At 60.3% G+C, this 15,472-nt stretch carries 16 protein-coding genes; 1 reads left to right on the top strand and 15 read right to left on the bottom strand.

Annotation, left to right across the window (positions count from 1 at the left end):
* Positions 1-19: 19 nt before the first annotated feature.
* The 9 genes from ABIC76_RS22660 to rfbB form a co-directional block, all read right to left on the bottom strand.
* Positions 20-1,075 (bottom strand): glycosyltransferase, encoded by a 1,056-nt coding sequence (locus tag ABIC76_RS22660; RefSeq protein ID WP_354535425.1) that lies wholly within the window; start codon positions 1,073-1,075, stop codon positions 20-22.
* 38 nt (positions 1,076-1,113) lie between these two features.
* Positions 1,114-2,010, bottom strand: a complete 897-nt coding sequence (locus ABIC76_RS22655) for a GDP-mannose 4,6-dehydratase (protein WP_354535317.1) — start codon at positions 2,008-2,010, stop codon at positions 1,114-1,116.
* 2 nt (positions 2,011-2,012) lie between these two features.
* Entirely contained in the window at positions 2,013-3,047 is a 1,035-nt protein-coding gene (gene gmd / locus ABIC76_RS22650) for a GDP-mannose 4,6-dehydratase (RefSeq protein ID WP_354535316.1), read from the bottom strand.
* Positions 3,044-4,285: a UDP-N-acetyl-D-mannosamine dehydrogenase gene (gene wecC / locus ABIC76_RS22645; RefSeq protein WP_316884390.1), complete on the bottom strand. Its 1,242-nt coding sequence runs from the start codon at positions 4,283-4,285 to the stop codon at positions 3,044-3,046. The genes gmd and wecC overlap by 4 nt, the downstream gene beginning before the upstream one ends.
* Entirely contained in the window at positions 4,285-5,406 is a 1,122-nt protein-coding gene (wecB, locus tag ABIC76_RS22640; protein ID WP_354535315.1) for a non-hydrolyzing UDP-N-acetylglucosamine 2-epimerase, read from the bottom strand. Before wecB ends, wecC begins: the two co-directional genes overlap by 1 nt.
* Positions 5,407-5,615: 209 nt before the next feature.
* Positions 5,616-7,055 carry a mannose-1-phosphate guanylyltransferase/mannose-6-phosphate isomerase gene (locus tag ABIC76_RS22635; RefSeq protein ID WP_354535314.1) on the bottom strand — a complete coding sequence of 480 codons (1,440 nt, stop codon included), beginning with the start codon at positions 7,053-7,055 and terminating at the stop codon, positions 5,616-5,618.
* A gap of 72 nt (positions 7,056-7,127) precedes the next feature.
* The gene (rfbC, locus tag ABIC76_RS22630; RefSeq protein ID WP_354535313.1) at positions 7,128-7,691 is read right to left on the bottom strand and encodes a dTDP-4-dehydrorhamnose 3,5-epimerase; all 564 of its coding nucleotides are present in this window, start codon (positions 7,689-7,691) and stop codon (positions 7,128-7,130) included.
* A gap of 13 nt (positions 7,692-7,704) precedes the next feature.
* Positions 7,705-8,670 (bottom strand): dTDP-4-dehydrorhamnose reductase, encoded by a 966-nt coding sequence (gene rfbD, locus ABIC76_RS22625; RefSeq protein WP_354535312.1) that lies wholly within the window; start codon positions 8,668-8,670, stop codon positions 7,705-7,707.
* On the bottom strand, positions 8,660-9,727 hold the full coding sequence (gene rfbB / locus ABIC76_RS22620) for a dTDP-glucose 4,6-dehydratase (protein WP_354535311.1): 1,068 nt from the start codon (positions 9,725-9,727) through the stop codon (positions 8,660-8,662). The genes rfbD and rfbB overlap by 11 nt, the downstream gene beginning before the upstream one ends.
* Positions 9,728-9,952: 225 nt before the next feature.
* Between rfbB and ABIC76_RS22615 the strand changes: the two genes are divergently transcribed.
* Complete coding sequence (locus tag ABIC76_RS22615; RefSeq protein ID WP_502947890.1) at positions 9,953-10,816, top strand: symmetrical bis(5'-nucleosyl)-tetraphosphatase; 864 nt, start codon at positions 9,953-9,955, stop codon at positions 10,814-10,816.
* 10 nt (positions 10,817-10,826) lie between these two features.
* On the opposite strand, the gene ABIC76_RS22610 is transcribed toward ABIC76_RS22615, so the two are convergent.
* The 6 genes from ABIC76_RS22610 to ABIC76_RS22585 form a co-directional block, all read right to left on the bottom strand.
* Entirely contained in the window at positions 10,827-11,624 is a 798-nt protein-coding gene (locus tag ABIC76_RS22610; protein ID WP_354535310.1) for a lysophospholipid acyltransferase family protein, read from the bottom strand.
* Entirely contained in the window at positions 11,611-12,888 is a 1,278-nt protein-coding gene (locus tag ABIC76_RS22605) for a dihydroorotase (protein ID WP_027678021.1), read from the bottom strand. The genes ABIC76_RS22610 and ABIC76_RS22605 overlap by 14 nt, the downstream gene beginning before the upstream one ends.
* Before the next feature lie 8 nt (positions 12,889-12,896).
* A complete protein-coding gene (locus tag ABIC76_RS22600; RefSeq protein ID WP_027678022.1) occupies positions 12,897-13,868 on the bottom strand; it encodes an aspartate carbamoyltransferase catalytic subunit in 972 nt (323 codons plus the stop codon).
* A gap of 66 nt (positions 13,869-13,934) precedes the next feature.
* Positions 13,935-14,453: a bifunctional pyr operon transcriptional regulator/uracil phosphoribosyltransferase PyrR gene (pyrR, locus tag ABIC76_RS22595; protein WP_354535309.1), complete on the bottom strand. Its 519-nt coding sequence runs from the start codon at positions 14,451-14,453 to the stop codon at positions 13,935-13,937.
* Positions 14,450-14,881 (bottom strand): Holliday junction resolvase RuvX, encoded by a 432-nt coding sequence (gene ruvX / locus ABIC76_RS22590; RefSeq protein ID WP_102064670.1) that lies wholly within the window; start codon positions 14,879-14,881, stop codon positions 14,450-14,452. The genes pyrR and ruvX overlap by 4 nt, the downstream gene beginning before the upstream one ends.
* Positions 14,874-15,446, bottom strand: a complete 573-nt coding sequence (locus ABIC76_RS22585) for a YqgE/AlgH family protein (RefSeq protein ID WP_009238898.1) — start codon at positions 15,444-15,446, stop codon at positions 14,874-14,876. Before ABIC76_RS22585 ends, ruvX begins: the two co-directional genes overlap by 8 nt.
* Positions 15,447-15,472 lie beyond the last annotated feature (26 nt).

Raw genomic sequence — 15,472 nt, 5'->3', positions numbered from 1 at the left:
CTGCCCTGGTGCACGCCGATTAGGGGGATGGCTTTACCATGTCGATGACGCCTGCTAACTGCTTTGCCCGCTGTTCAATCGAAAAATGTGTTTCGATATGCCGCAGCTGTGCAGCCTGCACGTTTTGATCAGCCGGGGTATCTGCCGCCTCAAGCATGGCTTTTACCAATTGCTCAATGTCGTTGGCAGGCACCAGTCGGGCATGCTTTCCAGTAACTTCTGGCACGGCTCCGGAAGGACTTGTGATCACTTGTGCACCACAAGCGAGAGCCTCACCGATTGCATGACCAAACCCTTCGAACAAGGTCGGTTGGACATAAGCCCGACAACGGCGGTAGTGATGACGCTTTTCCTCGTCCGAAATCATGCCGACAAAGTCCACCCGATCTGCTACGCCCGCTTGGTGAGCTAGCGCAACCAACGCGTCGTAGTGGTCCCCCTTCTTTCCTGCCATCACAAGGCGCAATTCCGGCCGGAGCCGAGCTACGCGCCCGAACGCCTCAACAATGGAATCTAGACACTTACGCTTCGCGTTCGTGCTGCTGCTCCAACTGACCGTAAAGAAATAGTCGCTACGCTCGGACGTCCCTGAACCAGGGTTGTAGTACTCCGTGTTGATGGCCAGCGGACTGAGTATCGGGTTGTGCACCGGCAAATGTTTCGTTACGAGGTCGTACTCACACTGAGAGATGAAGAGATTGCACGTCGCATGCTTGAGCGCGAACTTCATCAGCATCTTCTGCCACAGTGGGCGATCGAGATAGCACATCCCGGGAATGACACCGTGGCACGTGTCATAATCGAACGCCCCCGTCACGATCACAGGACGCCGCCCTACGATCGATCGAAGGATGGGATAGAACGCGTACGTCCACCACCAGCAATAGTAGACGTCGGCAGTCTTGTCCAAACTCTTGAGGTCGCCGGCTAGCACGACCTCGTGACCGAGGCTTCGAAGAATTTCAATATCGACCTTGTAAAACTCAACCGTCTCAAACATTTCACGCCAGTTGGCGTGGTTGGTCATGTTTGCGAAAAAGCAGATGCGCATGGGTATCGATTCGTACAGGGCCATCACGAGGCGGACGCCTGGCGTCCGCCTTCGCAGGGGGTTCAAGGGGTTGCGCTGATGTACCGGTCGTACATGTTCGCAAGAATGTCGCGCAAACCTGGCGCCGGAATATCGCCCACGAGGCGACGCAACTTTGCCGGCGAACCGTACAGTCGAACCACCTCTGCGCCACGCACCAGAGCGGGGTCGACTTCGACCTGAATGTCACGCCCCGAAATGTCTCTCATCGCATCGAGAATCTCGGCGATAGAGTAGGCGCGGCCACCGCAAATGTTCACTGTCTCGGATACCGCATCTCCGACGAGCAGACGGCGGTACGCCTCGACGAGATACCGAACATCGCTGATGTCTCGAGACACATCGATATTGCCCAGTCGAATGACAGGAGCCCCGGAAGCGAAATGCTTGACGATCTTAGGGACGAGGAAATTCTCTGCCTGTCCGTAACCCGTGTAGTTGAACGGGCGTGCAATCAGCATGGGAAGCCTGGCAAACCAGTTGCGACAGATCATCTCCATCGCCAGCTTGCTATTGGCGTAGTGATTCGTTGGGGCTGGTGGCACGTCCTCGGTGATCGGTAAGTGCTCTGCGTTTCCGTAGACATTGGCACTACTCGCCAGCAACACCTTGGTCGGACTCACCCCTGCGTCAACAATGGCCTTGAGCAGTGACTCTGTCCCAAGAACGTTGACGCGATAGAACTCAAGCGGGTCGTCGTGCGCCACGTAGGCGATGGCCGCCAGATGCACAACATAATCCGGCCGCACAGCATCAATGATCCGGGTCAGCGAAGCGGTATCGTTCAAGTCACAGTGCTGAACACCCTCACCGGCGCCCTGGCTTATACCGTGCACCTCCAGACCGTCAGCAGCCAAGGCGTCACGCAAGTAACGCCCCGTGAAGCCAGACAGTCCCGTCACGAAGACTCGCTTGGACATGATCAGCAGGAGAATCCGTTGCGGTTTCGGCGCAGATCGGCCTCAACCATCAACTGACACAGCGTTTCAAGCGACGTTTCGGGGCTCCACCCCAGTTCAGCGCGAGCCTTGGACGGATCACCGATCAGCAGGTCCACTTCCGCCGGACGGTAGAACTTCGGATTCACACGCACGCGCTGCTTGCCGGTCGCCACGTCGACGGCGACTTCATGCTCGGCCTTTCCCGACCAAGCGAGTTCGATCCCAGCGGCCTTGAACGCCATTGTGACGAAATCACGCACGGTCTCCGTGCGGTTGGTCGCCAGAACATACGTGTCCGGGCGATCAGCCTGGAGCATCAGGCGCATGCCCTCGACATACTCTTTGGCGTACCCCCAATCCCGCTTGGCATCCATGTTGCCCAGTTCCAGGCAATCCAGTTGGCCGAGCACGATCTTGGCTACGGAATCCGTGATCTTGCGCGTCACGAATTCCTTGCCACGCAGCGGCGACTCGTGATTGAACAAGATACCGCTGGCACCGAAGATGTCGTAGGACTCACGGTAGTTGATCGTGATCCAGTGCGCGTACAGCTTGGCCACACCGTAGGGACTGCGCGGATAGAACGGCGTCGACTCAACTTGCGGCACAGCTTGCACCTTGCCAAACATCTCTGAGGTCGAGGCCTGATAGAAGCGGATCGCCGGATTGACGATGCGAATTCCTTCCAGCAGATGCAAAGCGCCCAGACCGGTGATGTTTGCCGTATTGATCGGCTGGTCAAACGACACACCGACAAAACTCTGTGCGGCAAGGTTGTACACCTCGTCCGGTTGAACCTTGTCCAGCAGCCGGATCACACCGGACGGATCGCACAGATCGAACTCCACAAGCTCCAGTTCGGGATGGTGCTCAATACCCAGCTCGGCGAGACGCCAGAAGTTGACCGTGCTGGAGCGACGATACGTGCCATACACGCGATAGCCGAGTTCGAGCAGACGGTGGGTCAGATAGGCGCCGTCCTGGCCTGTGATGCCGGTAACAAGAGCTTTTTTCAACGGACAATTCCTCGCGTGTCGATGATCGATTTACCTTGCAGTGCCCCCCACGGAATGGCCTTGAACTGGTCGTGGTCTACGAGCAGCACGACGATGTCGGCCCGTTCAAGAGCAGTTGCAGCGTCGGCCAACTCCACTTTGCCGGACAACGATGCAGGCAGTGCTTCAACGTGAGGCTCAACTGCGAGAATTTCACCGATGCCATCCGCAGCCAAGCGACGGACAATTTCGACTGACGGGCTTTCCCGCAAATCGTCGATGTTTGCCTTGAACGCAAGCCCCAGGCAAGCGATAACAGGTGCCGTCAGGCCGCGTGCAGCGTCCTTCACCTTGTTGACCACATAGCCCGGCTTGCCGTCATTGACTTCCCGTGCCGTGCGAATCAAGCGCGCCTCGGCGGGCGCTGAATCCACAATGAACCACGGATCAACTGCAATGCAGTGCCCACCAACGCCAGGGCCCGGTTGCAGGATATTGACGCGCGGATGGTGATTTGCCAGGCGGATCAGCTCCCACACATTGATCTTCAACCGATCACAAATCAGCGACAGCTCGTTCGCGAAGGCAATGTTCACATCACGGAACGCGTTCTCCGTGAGCTTTGCCATTTCCGCAGTACGTGCGTCCGTTTTCAAGCGCTCGCCTTCAACGAACGTGCCATACAGCTGCGCGGCCAGGTCTGCACCCTTTGCCGTCATGCCCCCAATGATGCGGTCATTGGAGATCAACTCTCGCAGGATATGGCCCGGTAGCACACGTTCAGGACAATATGCCAAATGCACATCTGCCTCTTCCCCAGCTTGATGCGGGAACTTCAGATCGGGACGTGCCTCGGCAAGCCAAGCCGACAATTGTTCCGTTGCACCGACGGGCGAGGTGGATTCCAGTACTACGAGATTGCCCGCTGCCAACACCGGAGCAATCGAACGCGCCGCCGCTTCAACATACGCAAGATCCGGCTCATGATCGTTCTTGAAGGGTGTCGGCACCGCGATCATGAATGCATCGGCAGGCTGCGGAGCAGTGGTGGCCGAGAGGAAGCCTTCCTTAACCACCTGGTGAACCAGCAGATCAAGGTCAGGCTCGATGATGTGAATTTCGCCGCGATTGATCGTATCAACGACGTGTTGGTGCACATCGACACCGTAGACCTTGATGCCTCGGCTCGCGATCACGGTGGCTGTGGGCAGCCCGATATAACCCAAGCCGATCATCGAGACCGAACGGATTGTTGCCATTATTCAAACTCCCTTGCAAGGATATCGACGATGCGGCGTGCCGCCTTGCCGTCGCCATATGGATTGTGTGCGTGAGACATGCTCGCGTAGACCTCGGCGTCATCAAGCAGGTTGACTGCCTCGCTGAGAATCTTTTGACGGTCGGTACCCACAAGTCGTACGGTTCCCGCAGCCACCGCCTCCGGTCGCTCGGTCGTATCACGCATGACTAAAACGGGCTTGCCCAACGACGGCGCCTCCTCTTGAATCCCGCCACTATCAGTGAGGATGAGATGGCTCTGCCCCATCAAATAGACAAACGGCAGATAATCCTGTGGCTCGATCAAATGAACGTTCGCCAGACCGCCAAGAATGCGCGACACCGGTTCCTGCACATTCGGGTTCAAATGGACGGGATAGACGATCTGAACGTCGGGGCGAGCGGCGAGATCTGCCAACGCAGCACAAATATTCTCGAAACCCGCACCAAAGTTCTCTCGACGGTGGCCTGTCACCAGGATGAGCCGGCTATCCTCGCGCAGATAGGGAAAACGGCCTGCCAGCTGATCATGCATGGCAACACTGTGCTCGATACGCGCATGGACCTCGAGCAGGCTATCGATGACGGTATTTCCCGTGACATGCACAGTGTCAGCCGCAATGCCTTCCCTCAAAAGATTCTGTCGGGCTTGCTCCGTCGGTGCGAAATGCGTTGCAGCGATGGTGCCGGCGATCTTGCGGTTCATCTCCTCGGGCCACGGAGAGTAAATGTTCCCCGTGCGCAAACCTGCCTCTACATGCCCGACTGCAATGCGGTGGTAGTAGGCGGCCAGGGTGGCGGCCATGGTGGTGGTCGTGTCGCCGTGCACCAGCACCAAATCGGGTCGCCAGTCGTTGAACACCCCTCTCAGCCCAACCAGGACGCGCGCGGTCAGGTCCGTCAGATCCTGGCCCGGCTGCATCAGATCGAGATCAAACTCGGGCGCGATGTCAAAGAGCGACAGCACTTGGTCCAGCATCTGGCGATGTTGAGCCGTCACACAGACGCGGGCATCAAACCGCGGATCGGCCTTGAGGGCCTCGACGACCGGGGCCATCTTGATGGCTTCCGGACGTGTACCAAAGACAACCAAGACTTTCATAGTTCGCGTATCAACTGCATCCCGCTTTTACCAGCCGGCAAATTGACAAGAAGTCCGGTTGAAGTCGCCGGGCGCGGGGCATGACACAAAGTCCCGCCTTCTTGAGCATGTGTTTTGTTAGGAAAAACCCTGCATTCTAAGCTAAATCGACCCCGGTTTACCCTATCCCCCGTCGTGGGGTATCGATCGTGACAGCCGCGCACGGCTGCTCAAGTGGTCCGCCCATAGGAGTCCTCGAAACGGACAATGTCGTCCTCTCCGAGATACTCGCCACATTGGACTTCGATCATGATCAAGTCGATCACGCCAGGATTGATCAAGCGATGCTTGTGACCCGCAGGAATGTAGGTGGACTGATTGGGCTGCAACTGGATTGTCTGCTCGCCGTTGACGACCGTGGCGGATCCGCTAACGACAATCCAATGCTCGCTACGATGGTGATGCATCTGCAGGGACAGCTGCTCGTGCGGCTTCACCACGATGCGCTTGATCTTGAAGCCATCACCCTCCTCAAGCACCGTGTACGTGCCCCATGGGCGATGCGCCGTCCGGTGGATTCGATAGCTATCGTGGCCGGCTTTCTTCAACTGGCCAACGATATGTTTCACGTCCTGCGTGTTGTCGCGATTGGCGACGAGCAGCGCATCTGGCGTGTCGACGATGATCAGGTTCTCGACCCCAACAGCGCCGACCACGCGGTTATCGCTCTTGATGTAGCAATTGCTGACGTCATGCAGCAACGCATCGCCATAGATGCGATTGCCTTGTGAATCAGGGGGCGTCAGTTCGCTGATGGAATGCCATGACCCAATATCGCTCCAGCCCATGTTGCTGGGCACCACCGCGACACGATCGGATTTCTCCATGACCGCGTAGTCGATCGAAATATCTGGGACATGCTTGAACTGCTCAGCACTCAGCTCGAGCGAGCAGCAGCCGCTTGAAGTCGCTTCGCTTCCGGAATCGACGCTCCGCTCACAGGCTTGCAGCAAGTCCGGGGCGTACTTAGCAAACTCCTCCGTGATGGAGCCTGCGGTGAAGCAGAACATGCCTGAGTTCCAAAGATGGATGCCGCTAGCGACGAATGTTTCAGCGACATCAAGCTTGGGCTTTTCGATAAATCGAACGACCGGATGGACCCCTTTCCGCTCTTGAGCAGCATCCAGCTCGATGTATCCATAACCGGTCTCAGGCGACGCAGGGCGAATACCGAAAGTAACGATGCGCCCCTCCAACGCCGCCGCTGCAGCCGTTTGAACGACAGCCTGGAACTTGCCTAGATCATCAATCAGATGGTCAGCGGGCAAAACCAGCATCACGGCGTCGGCGCCATGGCGTTGTCGAATCCAATATGCTGCCGAAGCCACAGCACCCGCTGTGTTTCGACCAAACGGCTCGAGTACAAAACCCAGCGGGATTTGCGAACCGTTGATTTCTTGACATTCATCCCTTGTCAGAAAATACGTCTCGCGGTTCGTCACAACGACGACCTCCGGCACCTCTGCGAACAAGGTGGCTCGCTTGAACGTTTTCTGAAGGAGGCTTTCACCATCAGCCAGCTTGAGCAACGGCTTCGGGTACGACTCACGCGACACTGGCCAGAGCCGCGTCCCGGCACCGCCGGAAATGATGACGGGAATAATCTTCATTTTGAGCAATCGTGATTTAACGCGTAATTGTAAATTAGCCTTCCCACTTCCTCTCCTTTGAATCCACGGCACTCAAAATGGCGGGGGCACAAACGCCTCAGCCTCACGCAACGGTCGCCCCAGACGGTCTTTGGGCGACAACGTGGGCGCCTCCCTAAGGGGCCATTGAATGCCCAGTTCGGCATCATTCCAAAGCAAGCACCGCTCATACTCGGGACGCCAGAATTCTGTCGTCTTGTAGAGCATTTCTGCGTGCTCGGACAGCACCAGAAAGCCATGCGCAAACCCTTCTGGAATCCAGAGTTGTCGCCGGTTCTGAGCCGAAAGCGTGACACCAGTCCACTGACCGAACGTCGAAGAGCCACCCCGGAGGTCGACGGCCACATCGAAAACTTCACCGGCAACAACTCGAACGAGCTTTCCTTGCGGATATCGGACCTGGTAGTGCAGGCCGCGCAGTACGTTGCGCGCAGATCCCGAATGGTTGTCCTGGACGAATGTGCGATTCAGTCCTGTGGCCGCTTCGAAATCGTGCGCGTTGAAGCTCTCATAAAAGAACCCTCGCTCATCACCGAATACCTTGGGTTCGAGAATCAAAACATCCGTCAGCGCGGTTTGCGTCACCGTCAGCTTCATGAGCATTCATCATTCAGAACGATTCTTGTGCCCTATTGACATTCCGCACCTGAAATTCAGGCGAGCGAGCAATCTGGTCCAGCAAGCGCCGCAAGCCAATCTTCCAGTCCGGCAACTCAATGTCGAACGTCTGCCGCAGCTTGGAGGTGTCAAGGCAAGAATAGGCCGGCCGTGGCGCCACGGCCGGATAATCCGCCGCGGAAATCGGTACGACTTGCTCGGGCCCTGCCTTCAATGCGATTCCCCGCTCCCGCGCACTACCAAGTACCTCCACGGCATAGTCGTACCAGCTCACCTGCCCTGCGGCCGCCACGTGATAGAGCCCAAACGGAAAACTCTGCCGGTCATCAAGTTGCCAATAACGCGCCACCAGATCAGTGGTGACGTCGGCAATCAGCTCGGCAGTCGTGGGACCTCCTATTCGATCCGCGATCACACGCAGAACATCTCGTTCTTGCCCTAGTCGCAGAACGGTCTTGGCAAAATTGGTCCCATGCGCGCCCGCCACCCAGCCTGTACGAAAGACCAGCGCGCGGGCACCACTTTGAGCAATCGCCAAGTCCCCCGCAAGCTTGCTTTTGCCATACGCCGACAGCGGATTGGCTGCATCGACTTCAAGATAAGGACTCGATTTGCGTCCATCGAAAACATAGTCGGTGGAATAGTGCACTAGCAGGCTACCCATTGCCTTGGCTTCCTCCGCTAGAAGGCCGACGGCCAAGGCATTGATCGCAAAGGCCGTGTCCGCTTCAGCCTCTGCTCGCTCCACGTCGGTATAGCCGGCCGCGTTCACGATCACATCGGGGCGTATTTCGCGCAGCGCCTTGCGCAACGCCACAGGCTGAGCAAGATTGCCAGCCACGCGATCCAATGCGACCACGCGTCCAAGAACGGCCAGCCGCTGCTGCAGTTCGAAACCGAGTTGCCCCTTGCAGCCGGTCAGCAATAACGTGGGCTTGGTTTCGGGATCAACTGACATGCTGTTCTGCCGATGTTCCGGTACGCTCCTCGTCCTGAATTGCCGCCTGTACCCACTCGGGGTTGTCCAAGAACCACCGCACTGTACTGCGCAACCCGGAATCGAATGGCACCTTGGGCTCCCAACCCAATTCGCGGCGAATCTTGCCGGCATCGACCGCATAGCGCCGATCATGACCGGGGCGATCTTTCACAAAGCGGATCTGCTCGGAGTACGAACCTTTGTCCCTAGGGCGGAGCTCATCGAGCAGCCCGCACAAGACGTAAGCGATTTCCAGATTCGATCGCTCGTTGCCACCGCCTACGTTGTAACTGTCCCCTATGCGCCCGTTTGCAAGAATCTCGCGCAACGCCGCGCAAAGATCGCCAACAAATAGCCAATCACGAACATTGAGGCCGTCGCCATAGATCGGCAGCGGCTTGCCAGCCAACCCATTGGTAATGATCTTTGGGATCAACTTTTCAGGAAACTGATACGGCCCGTACCCGTTGGAGCAGTTCGCCGTGACAACGGGCAACCCATACGTATGGTGATAGGCACGGACAAGATGATCGGCGCCAGCCTTTGACGCAGAGTAAGGGCTGTTGGGTCGGTACGGTGTGGTTTCGGAGAAGCACGGATCGCCCGATGCGAGCGAACCGAACACCTCGTCCGTTGAAACATGAAGAAAGCGGAACGCCGCCTTGCCCGCGGCATCCAAATCTTGCCAATACATCCGCGCGGCCTCCAACAGAGTGAAGGTTCCGACGAGGTTGGTCTGAATAAACGCGGCGGGCCCTTCGATCGACCGGTCAACGTGACTTTCGGCTGCAAAGTGCAGCACTGCGCGGGGCCGATACTTGCTGAAAAGCTCCCGCAGCGCGGCAGCGTCGCAGATATCAACCTGGAAGAGCCGATGCCGAGGATCGAGATCGACCCCCGCAAGAGTTGCACGGTGGCCTGCGTAGGTGAGCTTATCGACGTTGATGATCCCGTCCGCAGCCGGATCCGCCAACCACCGCAGCACAAAGTTGCCGCCGATAAATCCAGCGCCACCGGTTACGAGAATATGGGGCAACTCTGTACTCCTACCTATCATCGGCCTGCCAGCCATAGCATGCTCAGGCCCACGTTGTCCCCACAACAAGGGCGGCAAAATAGCAAACTGCCGGGAATTCCGGCAAGCACCGTATTCTATCTGCGCCCTCGTGCTCTCCCGAGGAGGGCACTCAGAAATTTGTTGCACGATGTAATAATCGAGACGCCCACGTCGCAAATCGGCGCCATTTCCCCTTGATCCACCGTGCCTAGCCCCTCCCTCGAATTGACCGCCCCCCACGCCATCGGCGACCTCCAAGGCTGCTGCTCCCCCCTCCAGTCGCTCATGGCCGCCCTCCCCGCCAACGCCCCGCTGCGCTTCGTCGGCGACCTCATCAACCGAGGCCCCGACTCGCTGGCCACGCTACGCCAAGTCATCGCGCTTTGCGAAGCCGGCCGCGCACGCACCGTCCTGGGTAACCACGACATCCACCTGCTCGCCGTCGCTGCAGGCGTGCGCAAACCCGGCAAGCGAGACACGATCGGCGACATCCTCTCCGCGCCCGATAGCGACCAGCTCATCACATGGCTGCGTCACCAGCCGCTGGCCATCTTCGAAAACGGCTTCCTGATGGTGCATGCCGGCGTCTTGCCACAGTGGACGACAGGCGACGTACTGGAGCTGGCCAGCGCGGTCGAGCGCGAATTGCGCAGCCCACATTGGAAAACCTTCCTGGCGGACGCCTTCGGTAACCATCCGGACAAGTGGAGCAACGATCTCGTTGGCATGGACCGCCTGCGCCTGACCATTAACGCGCTGACACGCCTGCGCTTCTGCAAGCCCGACGGCACGATGGAGTTCGAAACGACGGATGCCGATGGTGCTCCGGATGGCCACATGCCCTGGTTCGACGTGCCGGGCCGCCGTACGCGTGGCACGCCGATCGTGTTCGGGCATTGGTCCACGCGCGGGCTGGTGATGCGCGACGACGTGATGGGCCTGGATACAGGCTGCGTGTGGGGCGGCAAGCTGACGGCGGCCAAGCTGTCGCTGGCGCCGGCGGGGCGCGACGTGGTGCAGGTCGAGTGCGAGCAGGCGCAAGACCCGCTCGCGCACAAGAAGAAGTAGCCTTGAGGCCTCAGCCCGCACGGTTGATCAGCGTGGCCACGGCTTCCTGGCTATGGGCCGCCAAGGCCCGACGGTCCATCTCGGGGGCCAGGGCCGGCCCCACCAGAACTTCCACCACCAACGGTGGGCCATTCAGGATCGCATTGATCGTGTCCATCATCGACAGGTCGCCGATGTACGCCGGAATGGTCGTCAATTCGCCGGTGGCAGCGACCCGATAGCGCAGCGCCAGTGGGCGGATCGGTGCGCCAGCGCTGACGGGCGCCTGGAACAGGTTGGCGTGGAACGGCAGCAGCTGCAACCCGTCCGACGTCGTCCCTTCAGGAAACACGCAAATGGCATCGCCGGAGCGCATCGCATCTGCAATGACGTGCATGATGCGATGCGCGTCGCGCTTGCGGGCGCGCTCGACAAACAGCACGCCGGTCTGCGCGCACAGCCAGCCAATCACCGGCCAGCTGCGAATCTCCGATTTGGCGACGAAGCGCGGCGGGTACCAACTGTTGATCGCGTAGATGTCGATCCACGATACGTGGTTGGACACCAGCATGGACCCTGCCAGTTCCTGGCCCGCAACCTGCTCGCCATGCACCACGAGCGAGACGCGGAACAGCCCCAGCAACTTGCGCGACCAGCGTTGGATCAGCGCCTGCTTGGTCTGCGGCTTGATCCACCAGAACAGCAGTGCGCACGTGATCAGGCCTTCGGCCAGATGCACGAGCAACCGGAGCTTGCGCAGCACATGCTTGCGCTGCGGCGTGCGCATCTCGGTGGGCGCGCTTGTCACGCGCTGATCAATGCCCGTCATAGGCAAGATGCCCGGCAACCATCGTGGCACGTACGCGGCCGGCCAGCTCGAAGCCAAGATACGGCGAGTTCTTGCCCTGGCTGCGCAGCGTGCGCGGCTCGAGTTTCCACGTTGCATCCGGATCGAACACGCACACGTCGGCCATCGCACCCACCTCCAGCGAGCCCGCATGCAGACCCAGCACACGGGCGGGCTCGCTCGTGATGCGGGCCAGCGCCTTCGGCAGCTCGACCTTGTGCTCGGCGGCCCAGCGCAGCGTGAGCGGCAGCAGGGTCTCGAGGCCGGTTGCACCGGGCGTGGCCTCGGCAAACGGCAGCAGCTTCTCGTCGTCGTCCACGGGCGTGTGGTCCGAGCAGATTGCGTCGATGGTGCCGTCGGCGAGCGCGCGCACGATGCCGTCACGATCACGGCCGGAGCGCAGCGGCGGCACGAAGCGCATCTGCGAATTGAAGTAGCCGATGTCGACGTCAGTCAGCGAGATGTGATGGACGTTCACGTCGCACGTCACCGGCAGGCCTTCGGCCTTGGCGCGACGCACGAGGTCGATGCCGGCAGCAGACGACAGGCGGCAAAGATGCACGCGCGCACCCGTGCTGCGCATCAGTTCAAAAATGGTGTGCAGGCGCACGGTCTCGGCCATCACGGGCACGCCGGACAAGCCCAGGCGCGAAGCCAGCGGCCCGCTTGCTGCCACGCCACCCTTGCCCAGATACGGATCTTCCGGGCGCAGCCAGACGGTAAAGCCGAAGGTCTGCGCATATTGCATGGCACGCATCAGGACCTGCGTATCGATGATCGGCGAATCGGCCTGCGAGAAGCCCACGCAGCCCGATTCGGTCAACTCGGCCATCTCGGTCAGCACCGCGCCTTTGAGGCCCACCGTCAGCGCGCCGAGCGGATACACGTGCGCCTGGTTCAGATTGCGCGCACGGAACTTCAGCATCTCGACAAGGCCGGGCTCGTCGAGCACCGGGTCGGTGTCCGGCGGACACACCAGCGAGGTCACGCCACCGGCCATCGCCGCCGCCATTTCCGATTCGAGCGTGGCCTTGTATTCGAAGCCCGGCTCGCGCAGGCGGGCGGACAGGTCGATCAAGCCCGGGCACACCACCAGGCCCGTCGCGTCGAGCGTCTTGTTGGCATGGAAATCCGCCGGCGCGTGGCCGACACCGACCACCTTGCTCGCCGCAATGTACAGATCCTGTTGGGCATCGATGCCGTTGGCCGGGTCGATCAGGCGGCCGCCTTTGATATGCAGTTTCATTGCTCTTCTTAGTCGTTGTTGCCAGCCACAATGCCCATCACCGCCATGCGCACGGCGATGCCGAACGTCACCTGATTCAGGATCACCGATTGCACGCCGTCGGCCACGGCGGAATCGATTTCCACGCCGCGGTTCATCGGGCCGGGGTGCATGACGATGGCATCCGGCTTGGCCAGCGCCAGGCGCTCCTGCGTCAGGCCGTAGGCCTTGAAGTATTCCTGTGCGGACGGCAGCAGCGCACCGCTCATGCGCTCGTTCTGCAGGCGCAGCATGATGACCACATCCACGCCCTTGAGGCCCTCTTCCATGTTGTGGAAGACGCGCACGCCCATGTGCTCCAGGCCGCCCGGCAGCAGCGTGCGCGGGCCGATGGCGCGCACTTCGGCGCAGCCCAGCGTCGTCAACGCATGGATATCGGAACGCGCCACGCGCGAGTGCAGGATGTCACCGACGATGGCCACCGTCAGGTTGGAGAAATCCTTCTTGTAGTGGCGGATGGTGAACATGTCGAGCAGCCCCTGCGTGGGGTGTGCATGACGGCCGTCGCCTGCATTGATCACGTGCACGTGCGGTGCGACGTGCTCGGCGATCAGGTACGGCGCCCCGGAACTGGCATGCCGCACGACAAACATATCCGCCTGCATCGCCGACAGGTTGTTGATCGTGTCGAGCAGCGACTCGCCCTTGCTCGTGGACGACGCATTGATGTTCAGATTGATCACGTCCGCCGACAGCCGCTTGGCCGCGATCTCGAACGTCGTGCGCGTGCGCGTGGAGTTCTCGAAAAACAGGTTGAACACGCTCTTGCCGCGCAGCAGCGGCACCTTCTTCACCTCGCGGTCGGAATCCGATACGGACACGAACTGCTGCGCGGTGTCCAGCACGTGCGTGAGGATGTCGCGCGACAGTCCCTCGATCGACAGCAGGTGCTTGAGCTCGCCGTTTTTCGTGAGCTGCGGGTTGGCAAAAGTCTTGGGCATGGAGAAACGAAAAGCGACGAGGTCAGTACAGGTCAGGTCAAAGCAGATGCGGCACGGTGCGCGGATTCAAGCGCCCTTGGGCTCGCGCGTGAAGGTGAAGCGCGCGGCAGCGCCTTCGCCAGCTTCGCTCAGCACGAGCGATTCATCGGCGGACAACGTGATGCGCTCTCCGATGTAATCCGGCGCAACAGGCAGTTGGCGTTCACCGCGGTCGACCAATACGGCAAGCTCCACCGCCGCCGGACGCCCGTAGTCGAACAGTTCATTGATGGCCGCGCGGATGGTGCGGCCGCTGGCCAGCACGTCGTCCACCAGCAGGATGCGGCGCTCGTTCACGTCGAACGGCAGCGTGGTGGGTTGCGCCTTGGCGTGCAGGCCTTTCTTGGCGTAGTCGTCGCGGTGCATCGCAACATTGACGACGCCGTATTCCGGCAGGCCCAGGTCATGCGCCAACCGCCTGGCGATCCAGGCGCCGCCGCTGACAATGCCGGCCACCGACCAGGTGTGGCCGTCGGCCAGCCGCGTGCGCAGTTGTGCAACGAGGCTCTGGTACAGCGCCTCGGCATCGATCTCTTGCGATGTCATGCGTGTTCGTCGAAAAACTGTTGGAGGATGATGCGCGCGGCTTCTGCGTCGAGCACATCGTCGGAAGCACCGGCGTCCTGTGCGGCGATGGACGAATAGCGCTCGTCCACCCAGGTGACCGGCAGGCCATAGCGGCCGTGCAATTGATTGCCGAAGCGCTTGGCGAGCTTGATCATCGGCTGCTCTTCGCCATCGGGGTGGACGGGCATGCCGACCACGAAGCCGACGGGCTGCCATTCCCCGACCAGCCGGCTGATCTGCGCGAAGCGGAAATCGACCGAGCGGTTCGGGATGGTTTCCAGCGCCCGCGCCGATCGCGTGATGGAATTGCCGAGCGCCACGCCAATGCGCTTTTCGCCGTAATCGAATGCCAGCAAGGTGCCTTCTGCGGGCATGGAAGCGGGGGCCGGACGCGCCGGCTCAGGCATGCCCGGCCTCGCCCGACAGCATGGCGGGATTGATGCCGAGCAGGTTCAGCGCCGCGGCAAACCGCGCTTCGGGAGGCACGTTGAAGATGATCTCGGGATCGGCCTGGACGGTCAGCCAGCCGTTGCGGCTGATTTCATCTTCCAGTTGACCGGCGCTCCAGCCGGCATACCCGAGCGTCAGGATGAAGCGGTGTGGGCCGCCGCCCTGGGCAACGGCTTCCAGCACATCCTTGGAGGTCGTCATTTCCAGCCCGCCCGGCACCGCCAGCGACGACGAATACGCGCCCGTAGCGTCGTGCAGCACAAAGCCGCGCTCGGTCTGCACCGGGCCGCCGTAGTACACCGATTGTTCTGCGAGGGGATGGATTTCGAGCTTGAGGTCGATCTTGTCGAACAGCGTCGCCAAGTCGATGTCGATAGGCCGGTTGATCACGAGCCCGAGCGCGCCGCGCTCGTTGTGCTCGCACATGTACACGACCGTGCCCGAAAACGTCGAATCCGCCATGCCGGGCATAGCGATCAGGAACTGATTCGTGAGATTGATGAGTGCGTCAGGCGAGGCCATGAGGGGGAGTTTACCAAAAGCCCCCG

The organism is Ralstonia sp. 1138, assembly GCF_040544795.1.
Taxonomy (GTDB): domain Bacteria; phylum Pseudomonadota; class Gammaproteobacteria; order Burkholderiales; family Burkholderiaceae; genus Ralstonia; species Ralstonia flatus.
This window is presented reverse-complemented; position numbering and strand designations above follow the sequence as displayed.

What these genes read in the sequence shown, in the direction of transcription:
- ABIC76_RS22660 (WP_354535425.1), bottom strand. Translation starts at nt 1,075, where the DNA reads ATGGCCCTGTACGAATCGATACCCATGCGCATCTGCTTTTTCGCAAAC.
- ABIC76_RS22655 (WP_354535317.1), bottom strand. Translation starts at nt 2,010, where the DNA reads ATGTCCAAGCGAGTCTTCGTGACGGGACTGTCTGGCTTCACGGGGCGT.
- wecC (WP_316884390.1), bottom strand. Translation starts at nt 4,285, where the DNA reads ATGGCAACAATCCGTTCGGTCTCGATGATCGGCTTGGGTTATATCGGG.
- wecB (WP_354535315.1), bottom strand. Translation starts at nt 5,406, where the DNA reads ATGAAAGTCTTGGTTGTCTTTGGTACACGTCCGGAAGCCATCAAGATG.
- ABIC76_RS22635 (WP_354535314.1), bottom strand. Translation starts at nt 7,055, where the DNA reads ATGAAGATTATTCCCGTCATCATTTCCGGCGGTGCCGGGACGCGGCTC.
- rfbC (WP_354535313.1), bottom strand. Translation starts at nt 7,691, where the DNA reads ATGAAGCTGACGGTGACGCAAACCGCGCTGACGGATGTTTTGATTCTC.
- rfbD (WP_354535312.1), bottom strand. Translation starts at nt 8,670, where the DNA reads ATGTCAGTTGATCCCGAAACCAAGCCCACGTTATTGCTGACCGGCTGC.
- ABIC76_RS22610 (WP_354535310.1), bottom strand. Translation starts at nt 11,624, where the DNA reads ATGACGGGCATTGATCAGCGCGTGACAAGCGCGCCCACCGAGATGCGC.
- ABIC76_RS22605 (WP_027678021.1), bottom strand. Translation starts at nt 12,888, where the DNA reads ATGAAACTGCATATCAAAGGCGGCCGCCTGATCGACCCGGCCAACGGC.
- ABIC76_RS22600 (WP_027678022.1), bottom strand. Translation starts at nt 13,868, where the DNA reads ATGCCCAAGACTTTTGCCAACCCGCAGCTCACGAAAAACGGCGAGCTC.
- pyrR (WP_354535309.1), bottom strand. Translation starts at nt 14,453, where the DNA reads ATGACATCGCAAGAGATCGATGCCGAGGCGCTGTACCAGAGCCTCGTT.
- ruvX (WP_102064670.1), bottom strand. Translation starts at nt 14,881, where the DNA reads ATGCCTGAGCCGGCGCGTCCGGCCCCCGCTTCCATGCCCGCAGAAGGC.
- ABIC76_RS22585 (WP_009238898.1), bottom strand. Translation starts at nt 15,446, where the DNA reads ATGGCCTCGCCTGACGCACTCATCAATCTCACGAATCAGTTCCTGATC.